Genomic DNA, 16,612 nt, shown 5'->3' on the forward strand with positions numbered 1-16,612 from the left:
TTATTCCATTCCTTTTTTTGTCATACTTTCTTTCAATTTCTCATGTTCTTCTTTTAATTTTATGTAATCGTGTATGACGTTTACCGCCGTCAATACCGCTAGTCTACTCGTGTCAAGCGAAGGATTCTTGGCATTGAGTTCGCGCATTTTATCATCCACAATCGCTGCTACCATGCGGATATGACTTGTACTTTCATCGCCAACAACTGAATATTGTTGACCATAGATTTCTACATTAATTCGACTTTTCTTTCCCTTTTGTTGTGACAACTCACCGGCCTCCAATCACGTACAGAATCCTAAAGTTTATCATACCATGAACCTTCATAATATGGAAACAGAAAGAACAATCCGATATGATAAAAATAACAATATAAAAAAGGGGCGACCATTATGTCAAATTCTATCGTAATTCAAACAAATTCTACAATAATTGAAGACATGAAACAACAATATAAACATTCGCTTAGCCCGAAAACTCCGCAAGGCGGGATCTTCATGGCAAAGGTACCATCTTGCACGATTACAGCGTATAAATCTGGAAAAGTAATGTTCCAAGGAGGCCGCGCTGAAGCAGAAGCTTCTCGTTGGCAAACTGTCTCTAAAACACCCAAAACAGCTGTAAAAAAATCTGTCGATTCACATCGTTATGCACCGCCTGCTTCCATCAGTACAATGTCTATTGTAGGGTCTGATGAAGTTGGTACGGGAGATTTCTTTGGACCGATGACAGTCGTTGCTGTATATGTAGATGCAAAGCAAATCCCACTACTAAAAGAACTTGGTGTAAAAGACTCTAAAAACTTAAATGACGATCAAATTACTGCCATTGCGAAACAGCTTCTACACGTTGTTCCTTACAGCTCTCTTGTCCTTCATAATGAAAAATATAACGAGCTATTTGATAAAGGAAACAACCAAGGTAAACTAAAAGCTTTACTACATAATAAAGCTATTACAAACTTATTAGCGAAAATGGCACCTACAAAACCTGAAGGCATCTTAATCGATCAATTCACACAACCTGATACATACTATAAATATTTAGCTAAACAAAAACAGGTACAGCGTGAAAATGTTTATTTCGCGACGAAAGGCGAAAGCGTCCATTTAGCAGTAGCCGCTGCTTCTATTTTAGCTCGCTACTCATTCGTAAAACAGTTTGACGAACTAAGCAAAAAAGCTGGTATGCTACTTCCAAAAGGTGCTGGTAAACAAGTTGATATTGCTGCCGCTAAATTAATTCAAAAACTTGGTAAAGAAAGATTACCTGAGTTTGTGAAACTGCATTTTGCTAATACAGAGAAGGCGTTTCGCTTACTAAAATAGTATCGACAAAAACAGGAGCCTACAAACTCCTGTTTTTTGTTTCACCCTACTATTATCCTTATAGTTTTGTTACAATTACAATATACAGATTATTCCGACATAGAAGGGGATCCCCATTGCTACTTCTACAAATGATTCTAAATATTTTACTAGGTGATTCACACGAAAGACAGTTCGAAATTAGAGAAAACATTCAGCTACTAAGTGAACAACGAGAGTTCAACGATTTAATAGAGCGTTATGGCCGGTCTTTCTTATTAAACTTTCGGATTCGAAGATTCATCGGGAAACACGATGCCCGCTTGTTAATACATAATCCAGCAAAACTACAACACTTCTGTGAGGAACTTGAATGTATGATTAAAAAAAAGAGGTATTTCATATGAACGCTGTAAAAGTAAAAAAGATATTATATGTTTTCGTACACCTCGTAGGTCCACTTTCTTACCTCACTATTTCTACTATTTGGGGAGTTTTTTTCACTACTAAATCCACATTTGAAAACATATCTGATAATCTTGGCGTTATGGCCATCTATTACGTGTTCATAAGCTTACTATGGTTTTTCTATTTAGATCGATTAGACAAAGATGTAGATAAGATTACAAAAGAAATTAACGATAAGAAGATATAATACATAAAAAAGGAGAGCCGCCAAGACTCTCCTTTTTATGTTAGCTTCGTTTCTGCTTCTTATTAGATGAAGATACTTTATGAGAACCTGTTTCATGTGTTGTTGTTCCTTGTCCTTCTACTTCTGGAGAACCTAGGCTCGATCTTGAATGATCTTTTTTCACTTTTTTACTCATTTATATTCACCCCTTCGCGTTACTTTTTGCTATGAGATAATAAACTATACAAAATAAAAAGCGAGAGGAAATCCTCTCGCTTTTTTCATATTTTAGAACTCAGAAGAACCTGGAGTTCTTGGGAATGGAATTACGTCACGGATGTTAGCCATACCAGTGATGTACATTAGGAATCGCTCGAAACCTAGACCGAATCCAGCGTGTTTTGTACCGCCGTATTTTCTAAGTTCTAAGTACCACCAGTAGTCCTCTTCGTTCATACCTAATTCTTTAATTCTGTCTACTAAAACGTCCATTCTTTCTTCACGTTGACTTCCGCCGATTAATTCGCCGATGCCAGGAACTAGAAGGTCAGTAGCAGCTACTGTTTTTCCATCTTCATTCATACGCATGTAGAACGCTTTAATGTCTTTCGGGTAGTCAGTTACGAATACAGGGCGTTTGAAGATTTCTTCTGATAAGTATCTTTCGTGCTCTGTTTGTAAGTCAATACCCCATTCTACTGGGTACTTGAAGTCAGCACCTGATTCTTGAAGTACTTTAATTGCTTCTGTATATGTGATGCGACCGAAGTCAGAGTTAATCACGTTGTTCATACGCTCTAGAACTGTTTTATCAACGAAGCTGTTGAAGAAGTCCATTTCTTCTGGTGCATGCTCTAATACATATTTCATTGCATATTTCAGCATATCTTCTGTAAGATCCATTACATCGCCTAACTCAGCGAATGCAATCTCAGGCTCAACCATCCAGAACTCAGCAGCGTGGCGAGTTGTGTTTGAGTTTTCCGCACGGAATGTAGGTCCGAATGTATATACATCACGGAATGCTAATGCATACGCTTCAGCGTTCAGCTGTCCACTTACTGTTAAGTTTGTTTCTTTACCGAAGAAGTCTTTTGATTCATCAACTTTTCCGTCTTCACCTTTTGGTACGTTGTTTAAATCTTGTGTTGTTACGCGGAACATTTCGCCAGCACCTTCTGTATCACTACCCGTGATGATTGGTGTGTGAACATGTACGAATCCACGCTCTTGGAAGAATTGGTGAATCGCAAATGCTGCGATAGAACGTACGCGGAACGTTGCAGAGAATGCATTTGTTCTTGGACGTAAGTGAGCGATTGTACGTAAGTATTCAAACGTGTGACGCTTCTTTTGAAGTGGGTAATCAGAATCTGATAAGCCCTCGATATCAATTTTTTCTGCTTTAATTTCAAATGGTTGCTTCGCTCCAGGCGTTGCAATTACTTTACCTTCTACTTTTACTGAAGAGCTAAGTGGAAGCTTTGCAATTTCTTTAAAGTTCTCTAATTCTGTATCGAAAACGATTTGAACGCTTTTGAAGAAGCTACCGTCGTTTAATTCGATGAAACCAAATGCTTTTGAATCACGTAAGTTACGAATCCACCCTGATACTTGTACTGTTTGATCTGCATACTTTTCTGTATCTCTATACAGACTTTTTACTAATGTGTTTTCCATAGTGAAATTCTCCTTTGCTCATATATTTAAATACAAAAAAACCTTTCATCCATAAAGGGACGAAAGGTTAAACTTCGCGGTACCACCCAATTTGTCATAAAGACCAACTTTAACTCGTATGTAATACATACTTCCCGGTTTGTAACAGGCCGGATTCCCGTCTAAGTCTACTCTTGAATACACAATTCAATTTCGGTTAGCAACTCCAAGGTGTTCTTCACATATACCGCCTCATCAGGCTCTCACCGCCCCTGACTCGCTTTGGATTATAGTATATACTACTTTTCCTTATCATCGTCTTTCGTTTTGTTAAACTAAAATTAATGTACTACATTCGAGAGAAAGATGCAAGGTGCCAGAAAATATATAAGCGATTTTTGTAATATATCGACTTACCGACATCTTTCGACGATTGTGCAATAAAAAAAATTGCCGGAATGAATCCGGCAATCTTTTATTATTTACGTAACTCCGCACCAAATTTCTCTTCTACCGTTGTTAATACACGGTTATGCGCTTCTGTTACTTCTTCATCTGTTAACGTACGTTCTGCATCGAAGTAAGTCATAGAGAATGCAAGTGATTTCTTGCCTTCTTCCATTTTTTCACCTTCGTATAAGTCGAATAGTGTTACGTCTTTCAGAAGTTCGCCGCCAGCTTCAGCAATGACTTGCTTCATTTCACCAGCTTTTGTTTCTTTTGTTACTACAACAGCCATGTCACGTGTCATAGATGGGAAACGTGGAATTGCTGAGTAGTAAGTTTCTTCAGCGTCTGCACCGAATACTTTTGCAAGAGATAGTTCGAATACGAATGTATTTTTCACATCTAATTGTTTTTCTGCTTCTGGGTGCAATTGACCGATGAAACCAATTACTTCGCCATCTAATACGATGTCAGCTGTACGACCTGGGTGCATACCTTCACGTTTTGCTGGTGCATAAGTGATTTGGTTTGAAACGCCAAGTACGTCAAATAATCCTTCTAGTACACCTTTCACAACGAAGAAGTCTACTACTTTTTTCTCACCTTGCCATGCATGGTGAAGAGCAAGACCTGTCATAACACCTGCAAGGTGTTGTTCTTCTTTCGGAAGTTCTCCTGCTTCTGTTGGTAAGAAGATAGAACCTACTTCGTATAAAGCAACGCTATCGTTTTTACGTGCAACATTGTATGAAACTGCTTCTAACAACTGTGGCACTAAGCTTAAACGAAGTTGGCTACGCTCTTCACTCATTGGAAGTGCAAGATTTACAGGCGACTTTTCGTTTGGCTCAACCATATATAGCTTCGCTTTGTCAGCACTTGTTAATGAATACGTGATTGCTTCATATAAACCAGCACCTTCTAAGAAGCGACGTACTTTACGACGTTTCGTTTGTGCTGATGTTAATTTACCACGAGTCATTGTTCCAGATGGTAATGTAACTGGAATGTGGTCATAACCGTATAGGCGACCCACTTCTTCTACTAAGTCTTCTGAAATTGTAATATCAGGACGACGTGCTGGTACATTCACATGGAATGTTCCTTCTACTTCTGTGAATGGGAATTTTAAGTTTGTGAACATTGTACCCATTTCACTCGCAGAAATATTTGTACCTAATACACGGTTTACCTTCTCAGCAGTAACAGATACTGTACGCTCTTGTACTTGTAAGTTATCAGCTTCTACTACACCTTCAAGTGCTTCTCCGCCAGCGTATTTCGCCATTAAAGCAGCTGCGTGTTGAATTGCTTCAAATGTACGTGTTGGATCGATTCCTTTTTCAAAACGTGCACTTGATTCACTACGAAGACCTAAGTCTTTTGATGTACGGCGTACTGTTTGACCTGCAAAGTATGCAGATTCAATTAGAACGTTTACTGTCTCAGTCGTAACTTCAGAATCCGCTCCGCCCATTACACCAGCAACAGCTAAAGCTTTTGTGCCGTTTGTAATTACAAGGTGGTGGCTTTGTAATGTACGTTCTTGATCATCTAACGTTTCAATTTTTTCGCCTTCTTTTGCAAGACGAACAACGATTTCTTTTGAACCTAATTTATCGTAATCGAATGCATGTAACGGTTGACCGTATTCCATTAGAATGTAGTTTGTAATATCAACTACGTTGCTAATTGGACGAATGCCAGCTGCCATAAGGCGAGTTTGCATCCACATTGGTGATGGACCAATCTTTACGTTTTTTACCATTTTTGCAATATATAATGGGTTTTCTTCTTTCGCTTCTACATTTACAGAAATGTAATCAGAAGTTTTTTCTGCTGTTTCTTGTAAGTTAATAGCTGGAAGTTTTACTTCACGGCCGTAAATAGCAGCTACTTCATACGCAACACCTAACATGTTTAAGCAATCTGCACGGTTTGGTGTTAAACCAAGCTCAAGTACTTCATCGTGTAAGTTTAAAATTTCAAGTGCATCTGCACCAACTTCAGCGTCACTTGGGAAGATGAAGATACCATCTGCATATTCTTTTGAAACTAACTTTCCATCAATGCCAAGCTCTTGAAGAGCACAAACCATACCGTGAGAAGCTTCACCGCGTAGTTTTGCTTTTTTAATTTTGAAGTTACCAGGAAGTACAGCGCCAACTTTTGCAACTGGTACTTTTAAACCTTTTGCAATGTTAGCAGCTCCACAAATAATTTGAACTGGCTCTTCTTCACCGATATCGATTAAGCATTTGCTTAATTTATCAGCTTCTGGGTGTTTTTCACATTCTAATACGTGACCAACTACAACACCTTTTACACCTTTATTTAATACTTCAACGCCTTCTACTTCAATACCACTTTTCGTGATTTTGTCTGCTAGTTCTTGTGCTGTTACATCTTTAATATCTACATACTCTTGTAACCAACGATATGATACGAACATATTTATCCTCTCCTTCCCTTACGCTCGTTTGAATTGTTGTAAGAAACGTACATCATTTGTATAGAAATGACGAATGTCATCTACGCCGTATTTCAACATTGCGATACGCTCTGCGCCCATACCGAATGCGAAACCTTGATATTCTTTTGAATCATAACCAGCCATTTCAAGTACGTTCGGGTGAACCATACCTGCGCCTAGAATTTCGATCCAGCCAGTTCCTTTACAAGTGCCGCAACCTTTACCGTGACACATCATACAAGAAATATCCATCTCTACAGATGGCTCTGTGAATGGGAAGAAACTTGGACGAAGACGGATCTCACGATCTTCACCGAACATCTTTTTCACAAATACTTGTAGTGTACCTTTTAAGTCGCTCATACGAATGTTTTTATCAATTACAAGACCTTCAATTTGCATGAACTGATGTGAATGCGTAGCATCGTCGTCATCACGGCGATACACTTTACCAGGACAAATAATTTTGATTGGGCCTTTTTCTTTATTATTTTCCATCGTACGTGCTTGCACAGAAGATGTATGTGTACGTAGTAACGTTTCTTCTGTAATATAGAATGTATCTTGCATATCACGTGCTGGGTGATCTTTCGGTAAGTTTAGTGCTTCGAAGTTGTAGTAGTCTTTTTCTACTTCTGTTCCTTCAGCTACTTCATACCCCATACCGATAAATACATCTTCAATTTGTTCAACAACAGCTGTTAACGGATGGTGACAACCTGTTTCAACAGGACGACCTGGCAATGTAACATCAATTGTTTCAGTAGCTAATTTCGCTTCAATTACTGCTTTTTCTAAGTTACCAATTTTGTCTTCTAGACGCGTTTGAATCGCTTCACGTACTTCATTTACTAATGCTCCCATACGTGGACGCTCTTCTGCTGATAATTTTCCCATGCCACGTAATACTTCCGTAATTGGGCCTTTTTTCCCTAAATACGCTACGCGTACGTCGTTTAAGCCTTTTAGCTCTTTCGCTTCTTCAATAAGCTCTAACGCTTTTTGCTTTAGCTCTTTTAAACGTGCTTCCATTTTGGAACCCTCCTAATTTTAAAAATAAAAAAACCCCGCTCCCAAAAAGGGACGAGGTAAATTCGCGGTACCACCCTAAATTGACAGAACAAGTCTGCCCACTCATTAGTTATAACGATCAATTCTGACCGGAACGCCTTTACATACACATGGTCCTGGCGTCAACTCCAGAGGTGAATTCACTTCCGTCTACCATAAGAATGCTTTCAGTCTACGGCATTCTCTCCCTATATGGCGATTTTGTAAGCTACTCTTCTCTATCAACGTTTTTCGTTATTTAACTTTTAATATAATGTACTTCAACTTATTATAAGAAGTTTTTTATTTGTTCGCAACTGGGCTTTGCAAATAATACGCTAAAATCCCTGCTGCAACCGCAACATTTAATGATTCTGCCCCGCCGTAAATCGGAATATACAAGTTTTGATCCGTTTTTGCAAGAATTTCTTGGCGTACGCCGCTTCCTTCATTTCCTACAATTAATGCAAAACTTCCGGCCGGCGTTACTTCAACGTGCGGAACTCCATTTTCAAGAGCTGTTCCATATACAGGAACGTTGTTTTCTTTTAACTTGTCTACCCATTCTTCTAAGTTACCTTTTACAACTGGTAAATGGAAAATAGAACCTTGTGTAGAGCGAAGCACTTTACTATTATATGCATCAACGCATCCTTCTCCAAGCACAACGGCATGAATACCAGCTGCATCAGCTGTACGAATAATCGTCCCTAAGTTACCTGGGTCTTGAAGACCATCTAATAAAAGAAATTTCCCATTAGCAAGAGCTACTTCACTCTCGTGTTTCTCACAAACAGCAAATACGCCTTGCGTCGTTTCTGTTTCACGGAGTACTTTTACGATTGCTTCAGGCACGATATACATTTCCACATCACTAACTGTCCAGTCTTTCGGAAGATCTGTCTGATCAGAAACGATAAGTTCTGTTACAACTCCTGCCTTTAAAGCTTCCTCCACTAAGTGGAATCCTTCTACAAAGAACAACCCTTGTTTATCACGTTCTTTTTTCGTTTGCAGCTTTTTCCACTGCTTTACACGCGGATTTTGTAATGAATCAATGTTTTTCATAATATGTATTTCCCTCTCTTCTTGTCTTATCATTATAGCCTATTTTTCATACATATTTACATAAAAAAGAACAAAAACTAACGTCAGTTTCAATTCTGAAGAAGAGGTGAAAGCAATGAGTTTTAATTTACGCGGTGCTGTATTAGCGAATGTATCTGGAAATTCACAAGACCAATTGCAAGAAACAATTGTCGATGCAATTCAAAGTGGGGAAGAAAAAATGCTTCCAGGTCTTGGTGTTTTATTCGAAGTCATTTGGAAAAACGCTGATGAAAATGAAAAGCACGAAATGTTAGAAACACTGGAGCAAGGATTAAAAAAATAAGCAATTTGAAAATCACCTTCGCATAAGCTAAGGTGATTTTTTTCTTCTCCTAAACATTTCTACTTTACTAAAGGCTACTCGATGGAGTACAATGTTCAAAATACATTTAAACCGATCGTTTTTCTTCATATACACCATTAGATAAAAGGAGTGAATGTTTTATGCACCGTATTACGCTTGAACAAATTTTCAAACACCATATTACACAAAAATACGTAAATCGTTCTGGGATGGTCCATGCGATTGCTGTCGCTTACCATGCGTTTCACTTAGCTAAAAAGCATCACGTCTCAGTCGATGCTGCGACAAAAGCTGGTTTCCTTCATGATATCGGACATCATACGTGGTATACAGGCGGCGAATGGGACTATGACTTATATAAAAAGAATGATATACACGCAATTAAAGGAGCAGAAAGAGCTCATAAATTGCTTATTAGATTAGGAGAACATCCGAAACTAGCAAAAGAAATTTCTATTGCGATTCTTCTTCATACAGATTCTTTCCTAGTAGAACAAGAAATCGAAAGAACATCTCTGCAAAACATTATTAAATGGGCAGACGAGGCAGATGAAGAACCGGGCGGAGCACACCATTATAGAACGATTTCTTATGAAAAAGCATTAAAAGCTATCCAACAGTTAGACCGTTTGGTAGAGCGCGAATTACAAATAGAGCAATCGAAACCGAACAATAAGGCACAACATAGTTATCAATGAGAAAGAGGCATCACTACAGAGTGATACCTCTTTTATTATTTTATGGAAAATACACCTTTATCCCGCATTAACGGGCAGTAAGACCCCCACCTCGAAATTCAGCAAATACGAGGAAGTTAGGTGGGGAATCAACTGCCCGTAAAAGCCCGATTGGTGAGGGCTGATAATCAGTGGGGGATGAAACTCCCCACTGATTAAAGTTTCACTTTATATGTAATATTTAAATGTTACATTCAAAAATAGATTACTATATAATTTAATATACAAATATAAAGGGGTGATTTTACAAATGCAATCCGCTACACAACTTTCTAATGAGCAGAAATACTCGATGTCATGGGGACAATTTATTAGCTCCGTTTTATTCGCTTTTTTCGGAACCGGACTTATTACTGTGTTCCTCGCAATGCCGTTAACAATTTATACAGCAGGTCTTACAGATAAAAAACAAATTGCCCTGTATGAATCTATTGTAAATACTGCAAGTACCGTATTACAACTAGCCGTATTATTATTCTTCATTTTTAAATTCGAACCCGCAAAAAAATTACTACTAAAATCTTTTAACTTTAAAGCACTGAAAGAATGGCGCACATACGTATACTTGCTTCTTTTCTTCGTTATAAACATCATACTCAATTACATCTTGTTAAATTATGTGTTCCAAGACGCAACAAAACAGCAATCTTCCGCACTAAGCTTAGACGTCTTTAAGCAATATCAAATATTATTGCTTCTCAGCTTTGCAATACTCACACCCATTTTTGAAGAACTTATTTTCCGTGGTTTTATACTTCGCTTCTTCTCAGAACGCTTTCCATTTTGGATCGCAGCCATCGTAACAAGTTTCTTCTTCGGTATCGCTCATACATACTCACTTGGGGTAATGGTAATTACTTTCTTTATGGGATTATTAATGGCTATTTTATGTAGAAAAACAAAATCCATTATTCCAGCTATGTTATTTCATATTATGAATAATATGTTGGCATTCTTGAGCTAAAAAGAGGTATCATCACGATACCTCTTTTATTCTTTTATCACAACTTCAACCTCTTCTTTCGTTAGCACTTTTTGATAATCCGTATCATTACTACCCATTTCTATCAATTTATACATATTTATTAATAATATCCAAAATAAACCCCATATAGTAAAATATAACTGATTACATAGAAGGAGATTATATATGTTGAGCTTACTTTGGATTGTTTATATGCCACTTCTTGTTTTATGCGGATTTTTCGGTGGTATTTTTTTAATTATTACTAGTATTAAACATCGTAAATTATTTGTTGGTTTAATGGGGCTACTTAGCTTCTCCTTTGTAACGCTACCTTTTGTTTTTTGGAGCATGGGGGTGAATAGCGATACAATCCTTCCTATTCCAACTACTTTATATTGGATGCTATTTTCTTTAACTGGATTATTAGCAGGGATAAGTGGATTACAAGCAAAACTTAAAAGTATACGTAATATGGGATTCATTATTTTTATCGCTGGGATATTAGGGGTTATCTTCTGGGTACTCGCGTCTGTAGGTGATTCATTCTATATCTAATTGAATCTTTTTATAAAAAAAACAAAAAAGCAGGGAAATTAATTCCCTGCTTTTCTATTTCGTTTATTGCCTGATGGTAAGAAGAATGATAACACCCAAGCAACACCTGCGAGTATCGTTGCAATTAAGAAAGCATCGTTGATACCATTAATTGCAGATAGCTTTGAAATTTGTCCGAACAATAGTTGTGTACTCATCGCATCTCCTGCTTGCGCTGATCCAGCAAGCGCCGCCAAGCTTTGACCCATGCCATGTACTTTATCAACTAAAATCGGGTTTGATGTTGTTAACATATTGCCGTAATCTGCTACGTGAGCAGTCGTTTGTTGCGTCATAAGTGTGATTAAAATCGCTGTTCCGATTGAACCCGCTACTTGTCTTGACGTATTTTGCGTTGCTGTACCGTGAGAAATTAATTTCATCGGCAGCGCGTTCATACCAGCTGTCATAATTGGCATCATAATGAATGACATACCAATTGAACGTATAATATAATCCGTCATAATAACGCTGTATGGTGTATCCATTGATAACTTTGTAAATTCATACGTCGCGAACGTTGTAATAGCTAATCCAACAATTGCTAACGGACGAATACCATATTTATCAAATAGTTTACCTGCAATAGGTCCCATGATACCCATGATTAATGATCCTGGTAGTAATAATAAACCTGATTCAATCGGCGTAAAGCCGCGAATGTTTTGCAGATATACTGGAAGTAATAACATACCTCCGAATAATGCCATCGTAACGATTGCGTTAATTACTAAAGTAAAAGTAAATACTGGATATTTAAATACTTGTAAATCAAGCATTTTATTGTCCGTTGTTAACTCTCTCCAAATAAATAACGCTAAACCAATTACACCAATGATAAGTGAAATAACAACTTCTGCACTAGTCCAACTATTATTTCCAGCCTCACTAAATCCGTACAGTAAGCTACCTAGTCCAATACTTGAACTAATTACACCAAATACATCTAATTTCGTTTTAGACACTGGTTGAGCGAGTGTAAAGAATTTTAAAGATAGGAACGTAATAATTAAACCGATAATAAACATCGCATAGAACATTAAGTTCCAGCTATAGTTTTCAATAACCCAGCCTGTTACAGTCGGTCCAATAGCTGGCGCTAAAATCATTGCAACACCTAGTAATCCCATCGCTGCTCCGCGCTTATGAGGCGGGAATAACGTCATGAAGATGTTCATACCAACTGGCATTAAAATACCTGCACCGACCGCTTGAATAATACGGCCTGTCATCATCATTGTGAAGTTTCCTGATATAGCACAAATGATAGATCCTACAGTGAAGAATAACATTGCTGCTACAAATAATTTACGATACGTAAATCGTGAAACTAAAAAGGCACTAATCGGTACTAAAATACCATTTACAAGCATAAACCCTGTAATTAACCATTGCGCCGTTGAAGTTGATACGTTAAATTCATTCATTAACGGAGGCAATGCAACGTTAATGATTGTTTGGTTCAAAATAGAAACGAACATACCGAGAATTAATACTGTTACAACTGCTTTTACATTTACATTCTCTATAGGCATAGACGTTTGTTTTTTCGGCATTTCTTTTTCTTGTTTTACTTCTTCTTGCTTGCCTGTTTCTAATTCAACTACATTAGAAATTTCTTTTTCTTGCTTTCGTTCATTTTCTTTCTCTTCTGTTTCTAACTCAACTACATTAGAAATTTCTACTTCTTGCTTTTGTTCATTTTCTTCTGCTTCTAGCTTACTTACTTCTATTTTACTTACGGCTGGGACTTGTTCTTCTCCCACGTTCGTTTTTTTCTTTCGTAAAAGACGATTTACAAGGAAGAAGACGATTATACAAAATAGTGCATATCCTACAATTGCAATTGAGGACATCTCATCTCCCCCTTACTTATGAATACGAACTGACACATTCATTCCAGGAACAATATTTACTGATTTACTATGATCTAAAGAAATTTTAACTGGCACAACTTGCTTTACTTTCGTATAGTTCGCTGTTGCATTACTTGATGGTAACATCGAGAATGTATTTGCTGTTGTTAATCCAACTTGTTCTACTTTCCCTGTTAACGTTGTATCTGGGTATGCATCTACATATACATCTACTGTTTGGCCTTTTTGAACATCATCAATCACTGTTTCTTCAATGTTTGCTGTTACCCATAAATTGTTCATATCGAATGCATAAGCAATCGGGCTACCAGCTCCAACGAAAGCATTTGTTGTTGCGTTTGATTGTACAACTGTTGCATTTTGCGGAATTGTTACATCTACTGTTTGTTCTCCATTAGCTGCCGCCACAGTAACAGCACCTAATTTATCGTTCTCATTATAATTTTTTCCTACTTCAGCTTTCCAGTCAGTTAGTTTACCTGCTACTGGTGAAGCAACCGGAATTACCTTTCCATCAATCTTTGCATTGTCTGTTTTTAAGTAATTTTCCGTTTGATTGTAATAGTAATAACCGCCAATACCGCCGCCAACTAGTACAATTAATGTGATAATGTTGATAATTACCATTCTTCGAAACTGATTCATTGCATTCCTCTCCTTATATCGCATATAATTTTTTTCTAAACTATTTATGTCCTTATTGTTTAGATTGTTTAATTGTTAATTATATTAACCTTTTAACAAAAAAATCACACCATCTGCAGCGTAAACCATAACTTATCTACCTGCGAGCGGTGCTGATTTCTGAAGGACTATCGTTTATAATTATAAATAATTATTTTGAATCTACAACCGACAATTTACGTATGAAATGTTGCTTAAACAACAATATAATACCAATATGTTGTTTAAGTGCAGAAAATTAAACAAGGAGAAGTGAAATGTCTATTAAAAATACAAATGATCCACGTGTAAAGCGAACGAGACAACTCATTCAGGATGCTTTTGTCGCTTTAGTAGGCGAAAAAGGCTTTGAAAATGTAACTGTTCAACATATCGCAGAACGCGCTCCTGTAAATCGCGCTACATTTTATAGCCATTACCACGATAAATATGACCTATTAGACAAAAGCATCGAAGAAATGTTAGAGAAGCTAACAGAAGTAATTAAACCAAAAAATAGAAACAAAGCAGATTTTCAACTTACATTCGATTCACCACACCCGACATTTTTAGCTTTGTTCGAACATATTGCAGAAAATGTGAATTTCTATAATGTTATGCTCGGTGATAAAGCAGCCGGAAATTATACTTATAAAATGATGAAAGCAATTCAAACACATTTAACGTTAAGCTTATCTATTTCACAACCTAACGACGAAAAGCTTATGGTCCCTCGTGATATTCTCATTAGCTATGTTACTGGCGCTCATCTAGGAATGATTATGTCATGGTTAAAAAGAGGAATGATATATAACCCGCATTTTATGGCGATGCAATTAACTCGTTTAATTATTTTAGGCGCTCATACCGCTGCGGGATTAGAAAGACCTTTTTAAAACATAAAAAAGCGAAGGAGAATCTCCTTCGCTTTTTCTATTAATTAAATGTAATGTTATGTACAGCCTCTTTATCAAGACGTTTAATAACTTCTACAATTAACTTCACTGCATTTTCATAATCATCACGGTGTAACATTGCTGCATGTGAATGAATATAACGCGTTGCAATCGTAATTGCCATAGAAGGAATACCGTTTACAGCAATGTGAATCGCACCCGCATCTGTACCCCCGCCAGCTACTGAATCATATTGGTATGGGATATGTAATTCGTCAGCAACATCAACTACGAAATCACGTAAACCTGTATGTCCAATAACAGAAGCATCGTATAAAATGATTTGTGGTCCATCGCCCATTTTACTTTGCGCTTCTTTTGACGTTACACCCGGTGTATCTCCAGCGATACCAACATCTACTGCGAACGCGATATCTGGTTTAATATAATTCGCAGATGTTTTTGCACCACGAAGACCAACTTCTTCTTGTACAGTTCCAACGCCGTATACAACGTTTGGATGCTTTTCATCTTTTAATTGTTTTAATACGTCAATTGCAATCGCACAACCGATTCGGTTATCCCATGCTTTTGCAAGTAACATTTTTTCATTCTTCATTACTTGGAATTCAAAGTAAGGTACAACTTGATCTCCTGGTCGTACGCCCCACTCCATCGCTTCTTCTTGGCTAGAAGCACCGATATCGATGAACATGTCTTTAATTTCAACTGGCTTTTTACGAGCTTCTGGAGGTAAAATATGTGGTGGTTTTGAACCAATTACACCTGTTACATCTCCTTTACGCGTTACAATCGTTACGCGCTGTGCAAGCATAACTTGTGACCACCAGCCTCCAACCGTTTGGAAACGAAGGAAACCTTTGTCATCAATTTGCGTAATCATAAAGCCAACTTCATCTAAATGACCAGCAACCATAATTTTCGGACCGTTTTCTTCCCCTACTTTTTTCGCAACTAAACTTCCTAAATTATCAGTAGAAAGTTCGTCCGCAAACGGCTCAATATATTTCTTCATTACTTCACGTGGTTCACGTTCGTTACCAGCAATACCACGCGCATCCGTTAATTCTTTTAGCATTGTCAATGTCGCGTCTAATTTTGTCATTGCCAACACCCTCCTTTTTCTTCAGTCAATTCATTATACAATAATTAAATTGAAATATTCAAAAATTAAATTAGTATCCTTGTGTTTGACGCTGATGATTTACTTCATTTTTATCTAAATATGCTTTTTCAATCTCTTCTTGCTCAAATTCAAGTGCTTGTCCAAGTCGAAGATAGCTCGTAAATAATTCAATATAGTTTGTAATAGATGGTTGATCTGTAAAACGAATTACTTTCGCATATGTGTCTAAGAAAATTTCCACTTGTGTTTTATTCGTTTGTGCACATTTATAGAATAGGAAGTTTTTATCAATACCTAAATCAATTCCGATTGATAAAATAAAATGCAAACCATCTACGTATTCTTCTAATATCACTTCACGTTCCGAAGCTGGTTTGTTGCTCCAATATTTAAAACAACGTGTTTCATTTGCAAGTTCACCAATTTCTACAAGAAGAGCTAACATTTTTTCTTTTAATAATTTTTTCGGTTGTAAGTCATGTTCTTTTGCAATACGGTCATCTAATTCTTTTTGTAATTTAAATAGTTGTAGTAAGTCCATTCTATTGTCCTCCTCCAACATCGCATTTTACGCAACAATGTTGTTTCATCTCAAAGTTCATTATTATGTTTCAGTTCTTATAAATAAGTCAGCTATCTGCCTCTTTATAAAATAGCTTGTCCTTAATTTGCAAATACGTTTCAGTCATCGCTCTTAAATTGTTCATCTGATGAAAGTTCCATATCATCTTTCCATTATAACAGTG

Annotated in this window: 18 protein-coding genes and 2 other annotated features; of the genes, 8 read left to right on the top strand and 10 right to left on the bottom strand. The window is 37.1% G+C overall.

Annotated features, from left to right (window positions below):
• Positions 1-270, bottom strand: coding sequence for a cell division protein ZapA (gene zapA / locus COK05_RS02685; protein WP_000082701.1), 270 nt, complete (start codon positions 268-270; stop codon positions 1-3).
• Positions 271-393: 123 nt separating this feature from the next.
• On the opposite strand from zapA, the gene rnhC reads away from it, so the two are divergent.
• The 3 genes from rnhC to COK05_RS02700 all read left to right on the top strand — a co-directional run bounded on the left by rnhC (position 394) and on the right by COK05_RS02700 (position 1,963).
• Positions 394-1,329, top strand: a complete 936-nt coding sequence (gene rnhC / locus COK05_RS02690) for a ribonuclease HIII (protein ID WP_098611356.1) — start codon at positions 394-396, stop codon at positions 1,327-1,329.
• Positions 1,330-1,445: 116 nt separating this feature from the next.
• Positions 1,446-1,715, top strand: a complete 270-nt coding sequence (locus tag COK05_RS02695) for a hypothetical protein (RefSeq protein ID WP_098611357.1) — start codon at positions 1,446-1,448, stop codon at positions 1,713-1,715.
• On the top strand, positions 1,712-1,963 hold the full coding sequence (locus COK05_RS02700) for a hypothetical protein (RefSeq protein WP_098611358.1): 252 nt from the start codon (positions 1,712-1,714) through the stop codon (positions 1,961-1,963). Before COK05_RS02695 ends, COK05_RS02700 begins: the two co-directional genes overlap by 4 nt.
• Positions 1,964-2,003: 40 nt before the next feature.
• Here the strand turns inward: COK05_RS02700 and COK05_RS02705 are convergent, their stop codons facing one another.
• From COK05_RS02705 to COK05_RS02725, 5 genes are all read right to left on the bottom strand, one after another.
• Complete coding sequence (locus tag COK05_RS02705) at positions 2,004-2,138, bottom strand: YuzL family protein (RefSeq protein ID WP_000039594.1); 135 nt, start codon at positions 2,136-2,138, stop codon at positions 2,004-2,006.
• Between the two features lie 92 nt (positions 2,139-2,230).
• Entirely contained in the window at positions 2,231-3,622 is a 1,392-nt protein-coding gene (gene asnS, locus COK05_RS02710) for an asparagine--tRNA ligase (RefSeq protein ID WP_098611359.1), read from the bottom strand.
• A 52-nt stretch (positions 3,623-3,674) separates the two neighbouring features.
• Positions 3,675-3,926: a binding site (T-box leader), on the bottom strand.
• A gap of 153 nt (positions 3,927-4,079) precedes the next feature.
• A complete protein-coding gene (gene pheT / locus COK05_RS02715; protein WP_098611360.1) occupies positions 4,080-6,500 on the bottom strand; it encodes a phenylalanine--tRNA ligase subunit beta in 2,421 nt (806 codons plus the stop codon).
• A gap of 18 nt (positions 6,501-6,518) precedes the next feature.
• Complete coding sequence (gene pheS, locus COK05_RS02720; protein WP_000388220.1) at positions 6,519-7,553, bottom strand: phenylalanine--tRNA ligase subunit alpha; 1,035 nt, start codon at positions 7,551-7,553, stop codon at positions 6,519-6,521.
• Positions 7,554-7,597: 44 nt separating this feature from the next.
• Positions 7,598-7,826, bottom strand: a binding site (T-box leader).
• Between the two features lie 48 nt (positions 7,827-7,874).
• A complete protein-coding gene (locus COK05_RS02725; RefSeq protein WP_141538868.1) occupies positions 7,875-8,672 on the bottom strand; it encodes a TrmH family RNA methyltransferase in 798 nt (265 codons plus the stop codon).
• An 82-nt stretch (positions 8,673-8,754) separates the two neighbouring features.
• Between COK05_RS02725 and sspI the strand changes: the two genes are divergently transcribed.
• From sspI to COK05_RS02745, 4 genes are all read left to right on the top strand, one after another.
• Positions 8,755-8,964, top strand: a complete 210-nt coding sequence (gene sspI, locus COK05_RS02730) for a small acid-soluble spore protein SspI (protein WP_000009509.1) — start codon at positions 8,755-8,757, stop codon at positions 8,962-8,964.
• 161 nt (positions 8,965-9,125) lie between these two features.
• The gene (locus tag COK05_RS02735; protein ID WP_098611362.1) at positions 9,126-9,683 is read left to right on the top strand and encodes an HD domain-containing protein; all 558 of its coding nucleotides are present in this window, start codon (positions 9,126-9,128) and stop codon (positions 9,681-9,683) included.
• Between the two features lie 289 nt (positions 9,684-9,972).
• Positions 9,973-10,686 (top strand): CPBP family intramembrane glutamic endopeptidase, encoded by a 714-nt coding sequence (locus tag COK05_RS02740; RefSeq protein WP_098611363.1) that lies wholly within the window; start codon positions 9,973-9,975, stop codon positions 10,684-10,686.
• A 186-nt stretch (positions 10,687-10,872) separates the two neighbouring features.
• The gene (locus COK05_RS02745) at positions 10,873-11,244 is read left to right on the top strand and encodes a DNA-binding protein (RefSeq protein ID WP_098611364.1); all 372 of its coding nucleotides are present in this window, start codon (positions 10,873-10,875) and stop codon (positions 11,242-11,244) included.
• Between the two features lie 38 nt (positions 11,245-11,282).
• Here the strand turns inward: COK05_RS02745 and COK05_RS02750 are convergent, their stop codons facing one another.
• Complete coding sequence (locus tag COK05_RS02750) at positions 11,283-13,139, bottom strand: DHA2 family efflux MFS transporter permease subunit (RefSeq protein WP_098611365.1); 1,857 nt, start codon at positions 13,137-13,139, stop codon at positions 11,283-11,285.
• Between the two features lie 12 nt (positions 13,140-13,151).
• Positions 13,152-13,805 (bottom strand): HlyD family secretion protein, encoded by a 654-nt coding sequence (locus tag COK05_RS02755; protein WP_016080108.1) that lies wholly within the window; start codon positions 13,803-13,805, stop codon positions 13,152-13,154.
• 296 nt (positions 13,806-14,101) lie between these two features.
• On the opposite strand from COK05_RS02755, the gene COK05_RS02760 reads away from it, so the two are divergent.
• On the top strand, positions 14,102-14,719 hold the full coding sequence (locus COK05_RS02760) for a TetR/AcrR family transcriptional regulator (protein WP_098611366.1): 618 nt from the start codon (positions 14,102-14,104) through the stop codon (positions 14,717-14,719).
• A gap of 40 nt (positions 14,720-14,759) precedes the next feature.
• Here the strand turns inward: COK05_RS02760 and COK05_RS02765 are convergent, their stop codons facing one another.
• Both COK05_RS02765 and COK05_RS02770 read right to left on the bottom strand, forming a co-directional pair.
• Positions 14,760-15,845, bottom strand: coding sequence for a M42 family metallopeptidase (locus COK05_RS02765; protein WP_098611367.1), 1,086 nt, complete (start codon positions 15,843-15,845; stop codon positions 14,760-14,762).
• A gap of 70 nt (positions 15,846-15,915) precedes the next feature.
• Positions 15,916-16,407 (bottom strand): dUTP diphosphatase, encoded by a 492-nt coding sequence (locus tag COK05_RS02770; protein WP_000365050.1) that lies wholly within the window; start codon positions 16,405-16,407, stop codon positions 15,916-15,918.
• Between the last annotated feature and the right edge of the window lie 205 nt (positions 16,408-16,612).

Origin of the sequence: Bacillus cereus, from assembly GCF_002567495.1 — a bacterium.
In the GTDB taxonomy this organism is placed as follows: Bacteria; Bacillota; Bacilli; order Bacillales; family Bacillaceae_G; genus Bacillus_A; species Bacillus_A cereus_AQ.

Coding starts and splice junctions, on each gene's coding strand:
- rnhC (WP_098611356.1), top strand. CDS start 394: ATGTCAAATTCTATCGTAATTCAAACAAATTCTACAATAATTGAAGAC.
- COK05_RS02700 (WP_098611358.1), top strand. CDS start 1,712: ATGAACGCTGTAAAAGTAAAAAAGATATTATATGTTTTCGTACACCTC.
- COK05_RS02705 (WP_000039594.1), bottom strand. CDS start 2,138: ATGAGTAAAAAAGTGAAAAAAGATCATTCAAGATCGAGCCTAGGTTCT.
- asnS (WP_098611359.1), bottom strand. CDS start 3,622: ATGGAAAACACATTAGTAAAAAGTCTGTATAGAGATACAGAAAAGTAT.
- pheT (WP_098611360.1), bottom strand. CDS start 6,500: ATGTTCGTATCATATCGTTGGTTACAAGAGTATGTAGATATTAAAGAT.
- pheS (WP_000388220.1), bottom strand. CDS start 7,553: ATGGAAGCACGTTTAAAAGAGCTAAAGCAAAAAGCGTTAGAGCTTATT.
- COK05_RS02725 (WP_141538868.1), bottom strand. CDS start 8,672: ATGATAAGACAAGAAGAGAGGGAAATACATATTATGAAAAACATTGAT.
- sspI (WP_000009509.1), top strand. CDS start 8,755: ATGAGTTTTAATTTACGCGGTGCTGTATTAGCGAATGTATCTGGAAAT.
- COK05_RS02735 (WP_098611362.1), top strand. CDS start 9,126: ATGCACCGTATTACGCTTGAACAAATTTTCAAACACCATATTACACAA.
- COK05_RS02740 (WP_098611363.1), top strand. CDS start 9,973: ATGCAATCCGCTACACAACTTTCTAATGAGCAGAAATACTCGATGTCA.
- COK05_RS02745 (WP_098611364.1), top strand. CDS start 10,873: ATGTTGAGCTTACTTTGGATTGTTTATATGCCACTTCTTGTTTTATGC.
- COK05_RS02750 (WP_098611365.1), bottom strand. CDS start 13,139: ATGTCCTCAATTGCAATTGTAGGATATGCACTATTTTGTATAATCGTC.
- COK05_RS02755 (WP_016080108.1), bottom strand. CDS start 13,805: ATGAATCAGTTTCGAAGAATGGTAATTATCAACATTATCACATTAATT.
- COK05_RS02760 (WP_098611366.1), top strand. CDS start 14,102: ATGTCTATTAAAAATACAAATGATCCACGTGTAAAGCGAACGAGACAA.
- COK05_RS02765 (WP_098611367.1), bottom strand. CDS start 15,845: ATGACAAAATTAGACGCGACATTGACAATGCTAAAAGAATTAACGGAT.
- COK05_RS02770 (WP_000365050.1), bottom strand. CDS start 16,407: ATGGACTTACTACAACTATTTAAATTACAAAAAGAATTAGATGACCGT.